Annotated in this window: 12 protein-coding genes and 1 tRNA gene; 7 read left to right on the top strand and 6 right to left on the bottom strand. The window is 53.6% G+C overall.

The features are described 5' to 3' along the window. Nucleotides 1–3: 3 nt before the first annotated feature. Entirely contained in the window at nt 4–1,710 is a 1,707-nt protein-coding gene (locus M2433_RS12190) for a LytS/YhcK type 5TM receptor domain-containing protein (RefSeq protein WP_429054147.1), read from the bottom strand. 29 nt (nt 1,711–1,739) lie between these two features. Here M2433_RS12190 and M2433_RS12185 point away from each other — a divergent pair, with 29 nt between their 5' ends. Beyond that, entirely contained in the window at nt 1,740–2,033 is a 294-nt protein-coding gene (locus M2433_RS12185) for a hypothetical protein (RefSeq protein WP_429054150.1), read from the top strand. A gap of 64 nt (nt 2,034–2,097) precedes the next feature. After that, a complete protein-coding gene (gene alaC, locus M2433_RS12180) occupies nt 2,098–3,336 on the top strand; it encodes an alanine transaminase (RefSeq protein WP_429054153.1) in 1,239 nt (412 codons plus the stop codon). Between the two features lie 52 nt (nt 3,337–3,388). Here the strand turns inward: alaC and ypdK are convergent, their stop codons facing one another. Both ypdK and lpxP read right to left on the bottom strand, forming a co-directional pair. Continuing rightward, the gene (gene ypdK, locus M2433_RS12175; protein WP_099458937.1) at nt 3,389–3,460 is read right to left on the bottom strand and encodes a membrane protein YpdK; all 72 of its coding nucleotides are present in this window, start codon (nt 3,458–3,460) and stop codon (nt 3,389–3,391) included. A gap of 359 nt (nt 3,461–3,819) precedes the next feature. Then, nucleotides 3,820–4,740 carry a kdo(2)-lipid IV(A) palmitoleoyltransferase gene (lpxP, locus tag M2433_RS12170; RefSeq protein ID WP_429054662.1) on the bottom strand — a complete coding sequence of 307 codons (921 nt, stop codon included), beginning with the start codon at nt 4,738–4,740 and terminating at the stop codon, nt 3,820–3,822. Nucleotides 4,741–5,068: 328 nt separating this feature from the next. Here lpxP and M2433_RS12165 point away from each other — a divergent pair, with 328 nt between their 5' ends. Further along, on the top strand, nt 5,069–5,707 hold the full coding sequence (locus M2433_RS12165; protein WP_429054664.1) for a helix-turn-helix domain-containing protein: 639 nt from the start codon (nt 5,069–5,071) through the stop codon (nt 5,705–5,707). Nucleotides 5,708–5,710: 3 nt separating this feature from the next. Here the strand turns inward: M2433_RS12165 and M2433_RS12160 are convergent. Beyond that, a tRNA-Arg gene (locus tag M2433_RS12160) sits at nt 5,711–5,785 on the bottom strand. A gap of 75 nt (nt 5,786–5,860) precedes the next feature. Beyond that, on the bottom strand, nt 5,861–6,790 hold the full coding sequence (locus tag M2433_RS12155) for a formate/nitrite transporter family protein (RefSeq protein ID WP_047346659.1): 930 nt from the start codon (nt 6,788–6,790) through the stop codon (nt 5,861–5,863). A gap of 313 nt (nt 6,791–7,103) precedes the next feature. On the opposite strand from M2433_RS12155, the gene mlaA reads away from it, so the two are divergent. Beyond that, nucleotides 7,104–7,856: a phospholipid-binding lipoprotein MlaA gene (gene mlaA / locus M2433_RS12150; protein ID WP_429054156.1), complete on the top strand. Its 753-nt coding sequence runs from the start codon at nt 7,104–7,106 to the stop codon at nt 7,854–7,856. A 44-nt stretch (nt 7,857–7,900) separates the two neighbouring features. On the opposite strand, the gene fadL is transcribed toward mlaA, so the two are convergent. Then, complete coding sequence (gene fadL, locus M2433_RS12145) at nt 7,901–9,223, bottom strand: long-chain fatty acid transporter FadL (RefSeq protein ID WP_047346657.1); 1,323 nt, start codon at nt 9,221–9,223, stop codon at nt 7,901–7,903. A 372-nt stretch (nt 9,224–9,595) separates the two neighbouring features. Here fadL and M2433_RS12140 point away from each other — a divergent pair, with 372 nt between their 5' ends. The 3 genes from M2433_RS12140 (at nt 9,596) to fadJ (ending at nt 13,576) form a co-directional block, all read left to right on the top strand. Further along, nucleotides 9,596–9,880: a YfcZ/YiiS family protein gene (locus M2433_RS12140; protein ID WP_028013973.1), complete on the top strand. Its 285-nt coding sequence runs from the start codon at nt 9,596–9,598 to the stop codon at nt 9,878–9,880. A gap of 238 nt (nt 9,881–10,118) precedes the next feature. Then, on the top strand, nt 10,119–11,429 hold the full coding sequence (gene fadI, locus M2433_RS12135) for an acetyl-CoA C-acyltransferase FadI (RefSeq protein ID WP_429054159.1): 1,311 nt from the start codon (nt 10,119–10,121) through the stop codon (nt 11,427–11,429). Further along, on the top strand, nt 11,429–13,576 hold the full coding sequence (gene fadJ, locus M2433_RS12130) for a fatty acid oxidation complex subunit alpha FadJ (protein WP_429054161.1): 2,148 nt from the start codon (nt 11,429–11,431) through the stop codon (nt 13,574–13,576). Before fadI ends, fadJ begins: the two co-directional genes overlap by 1 nt. Nucleotides 13,577–13,745: the final 169 nt, after the last annotated feature.

Raw genomic sequence — 13,745 nt, 5'->3', positions numbered from 1 at the left:
GGGTTACTCCACATGGGGTAACAATGATGTGGTCGTATGAACGAGAGAGCGTTCATTCGGGACGTAAAAAGCAATTTCGGTGCCCGGTTCAAGACGGTGAATATGCAGTCCGTCGCCGTAAAGCAGTTTGACCCGGTGGTGCACGTTCAGCAGGCCGATTTTATTCCCGGGCATCTCGTTAGACTCCACGCGCTCAATAACTTTTGGATCAATCCCGTGGCCGGTATCGCGCACGGCAATGCGCACGCGGTTGCCGCTTTCGGTGACGCTGATGGTGACGACGCCTTTGCCTTTACAGGGCTGTATACCGTGTACGATTGCGTTTTCGACCAGCGGCTGGATAAGCAGGCTCGGGATCACGCAGTTAACCTCTTCGTCAATATCGTAAATGACCGTGAGTTTGTCACCAAAGCGCGCCTGCTCAATCGCGATGTAGTCTTTGATTTGATACAGCTCCTTTTTGATGTCGATCTGCTCGTCATCTTTCAGCTCAATGTTGTAGCGTAGATAGCGCGACAGGTTAAAAATCAGCTGGCGCGCGGTGTCCGGATTAAGACGAATGGAAGAAGAGATAGCGTTCAGGGCGTTGAACAGGAAATGAGGATTAATTTTGCTCTGCAGCGCGCGCAGCTCTGCCTTATTTGCCATCTCACGCAGTTGCTCTGCCCGCGAAACTTCAAGCTGGGTGGAGATGATCTGCGACAGGCCAATGGCCATCTCCTGCAGTGAGGAGGTGATCTGATGCGCGTGACAATAATAAATTTTCAGCGTGCCCGTCACGACGCCTTTTTCCCACAGCGGGATCACCAGCATGGAGTGGATTTCCGGCGTTCTGTGGGCTTCATCATTGTTTTTAATAATGATTTTACCGTAGTTAATTGCCTGTCGGGTGGTCGGGCTTATGGTATCGTCATTGTCGCGATAGTTGTGCTCCCCCACGCCGACGTAGGCCAGAACGTGGTCGATATTGGTAATGGCGACGGCATCAGCATGGATGTCGTGGCGAATAATCTCGCAGACCTGACGCAGCGATTCCGCGTTAACGTGGCGGAAAAGCGGCAGCGTTTTGTTGGCAATATCCAGCGCCAGCTTGGCCTGACGTGCGGCACTGGCCTCTTTTTCCCCTTCGACGCTCTGCACCAGCAGCACGATAAAACCGATGCAGACGCTGCCGAGGATCATCGGAATACCGATTTTCGAGACGATATCCAGCCCCAGTGCGGTGGTGGGGGCCCAGACGACCACCAGGATCATGGTCAGCGTTTCGCACACCATGCCCGCGACGATCCCGGCGCGCCAGCGCTGTTTTTTCGGGATTTTGCGGCTGATCCAGCCGGACAGCACCCCGGCGATAATGCTGGTGATAAAGCATGGCACCGCCGTTACGCCACCGATATCAATCAGGTAGCGATGGGTCCCGGCAATCAGGCCGGTGATGACGCCCACCCACGGGCCAAACAAAATCCCGCCGGACATGACGGCGATAATGCGCACGTTCACCAGCGACCCCTCTACCGGCACGCCGGACCAGGTGCTGAACAGGGCAAACAGCGAAAAGATGGCGGTAACGGCCAGCAGCTCTTTTGGCGAGTGTGCAGATTTGTGCAGCAGCTCGCGAAAAAGGCGAATGCGGATAAGGAAGAACAGGCAAATCAGCATTAATGCTGCACGGTCAAAAACCGCCAGCAGCATAGTGAATATTTCGTGCACGAGTAGACCTGGTAAAACGGGAAAGAACCATGATAAAAAACCTGGCGCGTATTGACCAGCTATCCGTCAGGTTTATCAAATGGGGAAAAACCATAATTTACAAAGGGGATAATCTGCCGGGGATTGACGCGTCCCGGTTTTTTATCGTCGGCTCGGCATGTGGTAACTGTTTTGATATCATCATGTTAAATAACCGCTACCAGACAGGCGTTCTTCAAACAAAGGCTTCCGCTTTTAGGCGCAGCCGGGTTCCGGTTTTCTTGCGAGCGCTTTTTTTTTCATTTCCCTCTCGACAGCATGATTTTTTTCAGGTTATTTTCTAAACACGCCACATCAGTGGCAGCGTCGCTCGGACGGTCCGGGCGCTAACGTTAATCTGAGGAATCTATGGCTGAATTCAGTCCTGAACGCCGTTTTACGCGTATCGATCGTCTCCCCCCTTACGTTTTCAACATCACCGCTGAGCTGAAGATGGCTGCGCGTCGGCGCGGCGAAGATATTATCGACTTTAGTATGGGTAACCCTGACGGCCCAACGCCACCGCACATTGTTGAGAAACTCTGCACGGTTGCCCAGCGCCCGGATACCCATGGCTACTCAACGTCTCGCGGTATTCCCAGGTTACGTCGCGCGATCTCGCGCTGGTATCAGGATCGCTATCAGGTTGATATCGATCCTGAAAGTGAAGCCATTGTTACCATCGGCTCGAAAGAGGGGCTGGCACACCTGATGCTGGCCACGCTGGACCATGGCGACACGGTTCTGGTCCCTAACCCAAGCTATCCAATTCATATCTACGGCGCGGTCATTGCCGGGGCGCAGGTCCGTTCCGTGCCGCTGGTGGAAGGTGTCGATTTCTTTAACGAGCTGGAACGCGCGATTCGCGAAAGTTATCCGAAACCCAAGATGATGATCCTCGGTTTCCCGTCGAACCCAACGGCCCAGTGCGTGGAGCTCGATTTCTTCGAGAAAGTGGTCGCGCTGGCGAAGCGTTATGACGTGCTGGTGGTTCACGATCTGGCCTATGCTGACATCGTCTATGACGGCTGGAAGGCTCCGTCGATTATGCAGGTCCCGGGCGCGCGTGACGTGGCGGTAGAGTTCTTTACCCTGTCGAAAAGCTACAACATGGCGGGCTGGCGTATTGGCTTTATGGTGGGTAACAAAACGCTGGTGAGTGCACTGGCGCGTATTAAGAGTTACCACGACTACGGCACCTTCACGCCGCTCCAGGTCGCCGCTATCGCTGCTCTGGAGGGCGATCAGCAGTGTGTTCACGAGATTGCTGCCCAGTATAAGCGCCGCCGCGACGTGCTGGTAAAAGGGCTACATGAAGCGGGCTGGATGGTAGAAATGCCGAAAGCGTCCATGTACGTCTGGGCTAAAATTCCTGAGCCGTACGCGGCGATGGGGTCCCTGGAGTTTGCCAAAAAACTGCTCCAGGACGCAAAGGTGTGTGTGTCACCGGGCATTGGCTTTGGTGATTACGGCGACACCCATGTGCGATTTGCCCTGATTGAAAATAGCGACCGTATTCGTCAGGCGGTGAGGGGCATCAAGAGTATGTTCCGGGCCGATGGGATGCTCTCCTCAAAGAGCGTCGCTGAAACCCCCGCGTCGTCATGACATAAAAAAACAGGAGCCGATGGCTCCTGTTTTTTTGACAGCATGTTCTTCACTAGATCATCAGGGCAAAGGTTCCGGCCCAGACTAAAACAATCACCGAAATGCCCATAAAGAAATATTTCACGTTTCATCGCTCCGCGTATCTTGCTGGTACGCATTTAAAAACAGAGTCCACCTGAGTATAGAGAACTGAAATCCGGTCAAAACGGAAATGAGAATTTTCCCGTTACGCCGCCGACTCCAGCTCAGAATTCTGTGCTTTCCTGATGCCAGACGGCGCTAATGTACGCCTAAAAATGGGGGGTGACAAGAGGGATTTTTTTAAATAATTTCCGTTACTTACGACTGTCGTGGAACGGCGACAGTTTGATTTCGCAACGCAATAAATTCACTTTGAGCGACGCACAGAAAGACGATTTTGCAGCAGGATGGCAGGTGATTGAAAAGGTTAGTTTCTTAGCGAAACTAACCTTCATAAAGCGCTTAAATATAGAGCGAGGCTTCGCCGAGGGGGCGCGTTTTGAAACGACGATGCATCCAGAGATACTGCTCCGGCGCACGCATGATTTCAGTTTCGATGACTTTGTTGATAAACGCTGCGGCTTCGCACTCGTTTTCCGGATAGTTAGCCATTTCAGGGGAGATGTGCAGACGATAGCCTGATTTATCCGCTTTTCTCACCATCGTCACGGTCAGCATGGAAGCGCCCGACAGACGCGAAATAACAAAGGTGCCGTTGGTCGTCGCAACGTCTTTAACCGCGAAGAACGGTGCAAAGCTGCTGCCCTTACGTCCATAATCCTGATCGGGTGCAAACCAGACGGCCTCACCTTTCTTCAGGGCACCGACCATACCGCGCAGGTTATTACGGCTGATCATCGCCTTATTGGAACGCATGCGGCCACGGGTCTGAACCCACTCCATCAGCGCACTGTTGTGAGGGCGGTAGGTGGCCATCATTGGCTGACACAGACCCATCACGCGGCCACCCAGTTCCAGCGACATAAAGTGAACGCCGACGACCATCACGCCGCGATTTTGCATCTGCGCGCGTTTAAGGTTATCCAGGCCTTCCACATCAAACCACTTGCGGACACGCTCATCCGGCCAGAACCAGGCCATGCCGGTTTCCAGCAGCGCCATGCCGATAGATTTGAAGTTTTCAGCGATGAGCTTCTCGCGCTCCTCGGCATTGTATTGAGGAAAGCAAAGCTCAAGATTTTTACGCGCGATGGATTCGCGACGTTTCAGGAAATAGCGGGATATGCTGCCGAGTCTTGAACCCAGTAAGCGGATCACCGGATAAGGAAGCTGTACCAGCAGCCACAGTAAGCCAAGGCCAAACCATGTAAACCAGTAACGCGGATGCAAAAATGCGCGTTTGAAATTGGATTGAGACAAAATAGAGAAACCTATGTAGAGCCGGTGAAAGTAACGCTTAATGCGATACCACGTGCCTATTAGACCGTAGTACAAGGTCATGGTTGCAGGCTTTACCGATCTTTACGGCGTTACCTGGCCATAGCTGACATTGGGTGGGCGGCATAATGTAGCACCGTTATACGATATGTGCTATTACTCGTTTTTGATTAAAAAAGCGGCAGTTCGGGAGGTGTTTGATTTTACGGTTGTTATAGATTTCAACGTTGTTTCGCGTCATCTATGGAGCATTACAATCGGTACTGATAAAGTCTCTTTTATGGCTAACACGTGGCTGACAGGAAAACCCCGGGTGACTGAGCGAATCGATTATCAGATTGAAAAGTACAGTTTTACGGAAGTGAATGAATCTTCCCGCCTCACAAAGCAGTGGAGTGATGTTTTGAGCGAGTGCCGGGAGAGTAAAGCCGGGGCCGAGGAGCGCTTACGTATTGCCCTGCTCAATGTCGATTACGTGACCAGCTTTGAGCTGCCTTTCCGCCTGCTGCTCGTGCGCACGCCCCAGTTAATAGCCGGGCTTCGCAATGAGCTGCAGCTTAGCCAGAAGAATGTCATTTTTAACGGCAAACGCTTCGGTTGCGTCTGGAGTGTGAAAACCGATCTGAGCGATGTTCCTGAACATTTTCAATACCGTCTCTCCACCCGTATACGCAGACTGGGGTCAGTCAGTCAAACTGCGGAACCTTTTTTGCAGATTGCGAAAGAGATTAAGCCTCCCGCTGAACGCCTGAAGCGTGCCCTGCTGAATGGGCTGGAAGTGACCGCGCTGGACGCGCTTTTCTGGTTTGGCATCCAACGAATTGCGGCCGAGGTGTCGCGCTTGAGAAAAGCGGGCATGAGGATTACAACGGCTGAAACAGAGGTATTTGAGAATCTGACCGGAACGACCCGACGCGTGCCGGTTTATCGCTGTGCTGAAAAGACCGACTGAGTATGGTGTCCCCTGCAGGAATCGAACCTGCAACTAGCCCTTAGGAGGGGCTCGTTATATCCATTTAACTAAGGGGACGAGGCGGCACGAGTATAGCCTTATTTACACTTTGCGTTAAGCGCATTGCCGCCTGACTGCTCAAAGAGTCACCATTCAGGTCGATTTTTTTGTCGATTTATCATCATTTTCCCGTGCCTTTTGTTCAGCTTTGCGTTTGTTAGACATGTCGTTACGGATTTGAGCATGGCTTAACAGCGCGAAGATAAACGTTCCGCCGCAGATGTTTCCCGCAAGCGTCGGCAGGGCGAACGGCCAGAAGAAATCGCTCCAGTGAAGCGTACCGTTAAAGACCAGATAGAGGATCTCCACGGTACCGACCACAATGTGCGTGGTGTCGGCGAGCGCAATCAGCCAGGTCATCAGGATGATCACCACTATTTTGGCGCTACCGGCTGAAGGGAACATCCAGACCATGGTGGCGATAATCCAGCCGGAGATGATGGCATTTGAGAACATTTCTAGCGGCGTGTTTTTCATCACGTCCATGCCAATTTTCACAAACGCGTCCCGGGTGGGTTCATCAAAAATCGGCATGTATTCAAATGCCCAGGCCGCGATGCCCGTGCCGATGATATTACCCAGCAGGACCACGCTCCACAGACGCATCAGTAAACCGAAATTGCCGAGGGTAGGGTTTTGCATCACCGGCAAAACGGCCGTCACCGTGTTTTCGGTAAACAGCTGCTGGCGGGCCATGATGACAATCACAAAGCCAAAGGTGTAGCCGAGGTTCTCCAGTAAAAAACCACCGGGCACGCCTTCCAGCTGAACATGAAATATCCCTTTTGCGAGCAGAGATGCGCCCATTGACAGACCTGCCGCGATAGCTGACCAGAAGAGGGCCATGGCATCGCGCTCCATCTCTTTTTCGCCATCCTGGCGTATATGCTCGTGGATGGCCATCGCGCGGGAAGGGAGGCGGTCTTCATCAATTTCTATCTTCTCGCCGCGCGCTTTCTCCTCGCTTTCAATCTCAAGCTCCTCATTGCTCTCGCCAATTTTTTCTTCGCTCACTTCTTTCATATCTGCTCCCGAGGTTGATCTTTCTGTTAAGCGTAGCGGCTTTTATCGGGATGCCTGTGGGGATGGTCTTAAATTGGCGGCAATGACAACAAAGGTGATACATCTCTTTCAAAGACATTATAAAATTGCCAGCGAAACGAATTCCAAAAGCCAGGCTATGCTGAGATCAGAGTCACGGTGGTTACTGCCCGTAATTGTGCTCATAGACATCGGTAAACGTGCTGTTACAATCACTTGCACGTTTACAGACGGAGCGTCACGGCTCCGTTACGGATGGCAATCAACGATAGCCATACTGAACAGGGAGATATTTATGAAACTTCGGCTGTCGGCGCTTGCGCTGGGCGCGACGATGCTTGTGGGCTGCGCCAGCTCCGGGGAGCAAACGGGACGCTCCGATCCTCTCGAAGGATTTAACCGCTCAATGTATAGCTTCAACTACAACGTGCTGGACCCGTATGTGGTTCGCCCGGTGGCTGTAGCATGGCGTGATTATGTTCCCCAACCTGCGCGTAACGGATTAAGTAACTTTACCAGCAACCTCGAAGAGCCTGCGGTCATGGTGAACTACTTCCTGCAGGGTGACCCGTATCAGGGGATGGTGCACTTTACCCGCTTCTTCCTGAACTCCATATTAGGGATGGGTGGCTTTATCGATGTCGCCGGCATGGCTAACCCGAAACTGCAGCGTGAACAGCCGCACCGTTTCGGCAGCACGCTGGGACATTACGGTGTAGGTTATGGTCCGTATGTGCATCTGCCGTTCTATGGCAGTTTCACCGTGCGTGATGATGGCGGCGATATGGTGGATACGCTTTATCCTGTGCTGTCATGGCTGACCTGGCCGCTGTCGATTGGTAAATGGACGGTAGAAGGGATTGAAACCCGCGCGCAGCTGCTCGACTCTGATGGCCTGCTGCGTCAGTCTTCAGATCCGTACATTATGGTGCGTGAAGCGTACTTCCAGAATCATGACTTTATCGCTAACGGCGGTAAGCTGAAGCCGGAAGACAACCCGAACGCGAAGGCTATCGAAAACGAACTAAAAGATATCGATTCGGAGTAAATAAAAAAGGTGAGCAATGCTCACCTTTTTTAATCCCTGCGCGATTAGAACGCGTAGTTGAAGTTCATACCATACAGCCAGGCTTTACCTTCGGAAGAGAACTCATACGGACCTTCCTTGAAGTTAACTTTTTGACCGTGCATATAAGAGATACCGGCATCAACCGAGGCATCTTTGTTGAAGGCATAGGTCGCACCTGCGCTCAGCCAGAAGCGGTCCTGATCCGGAATAGAGATGGAACGCTTGTCGGCAGGTACCGGGCTGTCATCGAAGGCAATACCGGTACGGAACGTCCAGTTGTCATCCATGTAGTAGGTGGTCCCCAGCGCGATGCGGTAAGCGTCGCGGAAGCTTTCATCTTTATAGAAGAGCGTGTCGCCCTTGCTGTTGGTCGCTTTCAGCTCCTGGAACTGACTCCAGCTGGTGTAGGTCAGGCTATAGTGAATTGCCCACTGCGGTGCCACTTTGTTATAACCTGACAGTTCCCACATTTCCGGCAGGTGCAGGCTCAGAGAGCCGCCGGTGGTACTGCCGTTGGTGCCCATCGGCAGACCGAAGTTGCCGAGGATCTGGTTATAGGCAGAAGGCAAGCTGCTCTTATAGTCGCCATCAAAATCGATTTTAACTTCCGAACGGTAGGTAAAGCCGTAACGGTTGTTCTTATCGAGTTCGTACAGGATACCGGCGTTCCAGCCAAAGCCCCACTCGTCACCCTTCAGATAGGCAATCTGAGTGTCTGCCGGAATGCCCGCCACTTGCTGCGCCAGTGGGGGGGGCAGCGCGCCCGATCCCGCCACGATTTTGCCCAGGTCGCCCGCGTAACGCTCGATCTTCGCTTTGGCATACACGGCGTCAAAGCCAACGCCAAAGCTCCAGTGGTTGTCCAGACGGTAAGCACCGCTCAGGTTCAGGTTCAGGGTTTCCAGGTCGGTTTTACCGCCAAACGCCCCAGCGGCATAGTTATCACTAAACTCGGTCGCTAAACCGTAGTTAGAGGTGACGGAGGCACCCCAGCCAAACTGGTCGTTAATAGGTGCAACGAAGTGCAGGTTTGGCACCCATGCCGTTGGCGCGATGTTGTCCGCATTCAGGCTGGCGCCCGTCGGAGAACGACCTGAAATATCAACGCCTGGATCGACAAAAATAGCACCAGCAGAGAAGGTAGGACGATCGAACATCATGATCAGCGCAGGGTTACGACTCGCGTTACCCGCGTCATCCGCAATCGCACCTTCCCCGGAATATGCACGGCCAAGGCCAGAGGAAGAAAATTCGTTTAACTGAAAGCCCGCTGACCAGGCGGAAGTAGAGACGATTGCCACTGCGACTGCCAGCGCAGTTTTGTTGAACAGGGTTTTCTGGCTCATGACCATAACCTCATTGAGTTATTTTTATTCAATAATTGTTACATACCGTAACAGGAGCGCGAAGTGTAGGGTCTGAGGTATGACATACAAATCAGACCAGTGGCGTGAGTATAGGTCTGACCAGCTAGAATGTTGCAAGTTTGTTTATTAATATTTTCAAACATGTTTCTTGAAACGAGATCTGGTTGGCAAAATTGTGACCATCGCGACTCACCCAAAAGGGTGGTTTTTGTTTTAGATCATTTTTTAGTGTGATATTGGTCACTTATCCGCTTTTACGCCATTAACGGCTGGAGAGAGCCAGCGCCGGGGCGTAAAATATCAGCATCGTGTTTATCTCGCGCGCTGCGCGAATACAGAGGAAATTGAGCTATGAGTAAATGCAGTGCTGATGAAACCCCGGTTTGCTGCTGTATGGATGTTGGGACCATCATGGACAACACCGATTGCACCGCCTCTTACAGCCGCGTATTCACCAACCGTGCCGAAGCGGAAGAGACCCTGGCTGCGCTGAGTAAGCGCGCGCGTGATGTTGAATCCGATCCGTGCGAAATCAAGTCTACCTTCACCGAAGTGGATGGCGGCGTGAAGCTGGACATCGATTTTGTCTTCGCCTGCGAAGCCGAAACGCTGATTTTCCAGTTAGGCCTGCGTTAATCTCTGCGGCCTGATGCCCTCACCCCCAGCCCTCTCCCACGGGAGAGGGTGCAAACACTAAAAACGGTAACCTATGGGTTACCGTTTTGCTTTTACCTCGGGGCATTTTTCTTTTTCTTCTCTGTGTTTTAGCTCGCACTTTTTCGTTTCCCCGATTGGCTGAATGTAAAAAAATGGTTAAGACTATTATCAGGTCAGACCACTTTATGTTTGAGTTAATTTTTTACAGGGGAGTGTTATGAGTCAGGCATTACCGCTTATTACCCGTCAGGGCGATCGCATTGCCATCGTCAGCGGATTGCGCACGCCATTTGCGCGTCAGGCAACGGCGTTTCATGGCATACCGGCCGTCGACCTCGGGAAAATGGTAGTGGGAGAGATGCTGGCTCGCAGCGAAATTCCGCCTGAAGTCATCGAACAGCTGGTTTTCGGCCAGGTTGTGCAGATGCCGGAAGCGCCCAATATTGCGCGGGAAATCGTTCTCGGTACCGGAATGAACGTTCATACCGATGCCTATAGCGTCAGTCGCGCCTGTGCGACCAGTTTCCAGGCCGTTGCTAACGTCGCAGAAAGCCTGATGGCGGGTACTATCCGCGCCGGGATTGCAGGTGGGGCGGATTCCTCTTCGGTACTGCCTATTGGCGTCAGCAAAAAGCTGGCGCGCATCCTGGTGGATGCCAACAAAGCCCGCACGACGGGGCAGAAACTCAAACTCTTCTCGCGTTTACGCCTGCGCGACCTGATGCCTGTGCCACCTGCCGTCGCGGAATACTCTACCGGCCTGCGCATGGGAGATACCGCTGAGCAGATGGCCAAAACGTACGGCATCACCCGCGAACAGCAGGATGCCCTGGCGCATCGTTCACATCAGCTTGCGGTAAAAGCCTGGTCGGAAGGCAAGCTGACCGACGAGGTCATGACCGCCTATATTCCCCCTTACCGCGAACCGCTCGCGGAAGATAACAACATTCGCGGCAACTCGACGCTGGCGGATTACGCAAAACTGCGCCCAGCGTTTGACCGCAAGCACGGTACGGTAACGGCGGCTAACAGTACGCCACTGACGGATGGGGCCGCCGCCGTGATCCTGATGACCGAATCCCGCGCGAAAGAGCTGGGCATCACCCCTCTGGGCTATTTACGCAGCTATGCCTTCACCGCCATTGATGTCTGGCAGGACATGCTGTTAGGGCCTGCCTGGTCCACGCCGCTGGCGCTGGATCGCGCGGGACTGACGCTGGCTGATTTAACCCTGATTGATATGCACGAAGCGTTCGCCGCGCAAACCCTGGCCAACGTACAGCTGCTGGCAAGCGAGCGTTTTGCGCGCGACGTGCTTGGCCGCGCGCATGCCACGGGCGAAGTGGATCAGAGTAAATTCAACGTGCTGGGGGGCTCCATCGCCTACGGTCATCCGTTCGCGGCGACGGGGGCGAGGATGATCACGCAAACATTACACGAGCTACGCCGCCGTGGCGGCGGTTTTGGTCTCGTCACCGCCTGCGCGGCGGGTGGGCTGGGTGCAGCAATGGTTCTGGAGGCTGAATAATGGACATGACATCTGCATTTAACCTAACGGTTCGCCTCGATAACGTCGCCGTGATAACCATTGATGTCCCTGATGAAAAGATGAATACCCTGAAGGCCGAGTTTGGTGTTCAGGTGCGCGCGATGCTAAAGCAGATCCGCGAAAACAAGGCTATTCGCGGCCTGGTGTTTATCTCTGCCAAGCCGGACAACTTTATTGCCGGGGCCGATATCAACATGATCGCCCGGGCGCAAAGCGCGCTGGAGGCGGAAGAGCTGGCGCGTCAGGGCCAGCAGGTGATGGCGGAGATTAATGGTCTGCCGATCCCGGTCATCGCAGCCATCCACGGTGCCTGTCTGGGCGGTGGGCTGGAGCTGGCGCTGGCCTGTCATAGCCGCATCTGTACTGACGATGCGAAAACCGTTTTAGGCCTGCCTGAAGTGCAGCTTGGCCTGCTGCCTGGCTCCGGCGGAACGCAACGTCTGCCGCGCCTGGTGGGCGTCAGCACGGCGCTGGAGATGATCTTAACCGGTAAACAGCTGCGTGCCCGCCAGGCGCTAAAGGCCGGTCTGGTCGATGACGTCGTACCGCATTCCATTTTGCTGGAGGCTGCCGTTGAGCTTGCGCTGAAGGGACGTCAGGCAAAACGTCCTTTGCCGGTCCGCGAGCGCGTGCTGGCCGGGCCACTGGGGAGAACGCTGCTGTTCAACATGGTGGGCAAAAAGACCGAACAAAAAACCAAAGGCAACTACCCGGCGGCAAAGCGGATCCTGGAGGTTATTGAAACCGGGCTGTCCCAGGGAAGCAGCAGCGGCTACGCCGCTGAGGCCAAAGCCTTTGGCGAACTGGCGATGACGCCGCAGTCGCAGGCGCTGCGCAGCATCTTCTTCGCCAGTACAGACGTGAAAAAAGATCCCGGTAGCGAGGCGCAGCCTGCTCCGCTGCGTGCCATTGGCGTGCTGGGTGGTGGGCTTATGGGCGGGGGCATCTCATTTGTTACCGCCAGCAAAGGTAAATTGCCTGTACGTATCAAAGACATTAATCCTAAGGGGATCAACCACGCGCTGCAGTACAGCTGGCAGAACCTTGATCAAAAGGTAAAACGCCGCCATATCAGAGCTAGCGAGCGGGATAAGACCCTGGCGCTAATCTCCGGCACGACGGACTACAGCGGCTTTGCCCATCGCGATCTGGTGATTGAGGCCGTGTTTGAAGACCTGGCGCTTAAGCAGCAGATGGTCGCTGACGTTGAGCAACATTGCGCCCCGCATACCATTTTTGCCTCAAACACGTCGTCATTACCGATTGGCGATATCGCGGCGAAAGCCGCGCGTCCGGAGCAGGTGATAGGCCTGCACTTCTTTAGCCCGGTCGAAAAAATGCCGCTGGTGGAGGTGATCCCACATGCCACGACCAGCCCGCAAACCATCGCCACCGTAGTGAAGCTGGCTAAAATGCAGGGCAAGACGCCGATCGTGGTGGCGGACAAAGCCGGCTTTTACGTCAACCGCATTCTGGCCCCCTACATAAATGAAGCCATGCGGCTGCTGACGGAAGGCGAGAAAATTGAGCACGTCGACGAGGCGCTGGTAAAGTTTGGTTTCCCCGTTGGCCCAATCCAACTTTTGGATGAGGTGGGAATAGACACCGGCACTAAAATTATACCAGTGCTGGAAGCTGCCTATGGCGATCGTTTTAGCCCACCTGCAAACATTGTTTCTGCAATTTTGAAGGACGATCGCAAAGGGAGAAAAAATGAACGTGGTTTCTATCTTTACGGCGCGAAAGGGCGTAAAAGCAGAAAACAGGTCGACCCTTCGGTTTATGGGCTTATTTCGACCACCGGTCAGGGAAAACTGTCCGCCGTTCAGTGTGCTGAACGCTGCGTGATGATGATGCTCAATGAGGCGGCGCGCTGCTTTGGTGAGCAGGTGATCAAGAGCGCGCGCGATGGTGACATCGGCGCGGTATTTGGTATTGGTTTCCCGCCGTTCCTTGGCGGCCCGTTCCGTTACATGGATACGCTCGGCGCGGATGAAGTGGTTGCAATACTGCAACGTCTGGCTTCGCAATATGGTCCACGGTTTACACCGTGTGACGAATTATTGCAGATGGCGGAACGGGGCCAGACATTTTGGCCCGCAAGGGAAACTGTCCTCGTAAGCTGAGGTCAAAGAAGGGTAAATCCTGAAGTGAATGAACCTGTTCTGGCGATTTTGTAAACAGAGATTGACTATACTTACGCCAATGAGGTAAAAAACAGCGTTTCATTCACCGAATGGATCAGGCACAATGCCCGGCCATCGGGTTTTCTACCTCTCAGTATTTATCGCGGGT

Source organism: Enterobacter sp. AC1 (genome assembly GCF_050434705.1).
Classification (GTDB): Bacteria; Pseudomonadota; Gammaproteobacteria; order Enterobacterales; family Enterobacteriaceae; genus Enterobacter; species Enterobacter cloacae_L.
The sequence above is the reverse complement of the archived record's forward strand: the minus strand, read 5'-3'. Positions and strand labels throughout refer to the sequence as shown.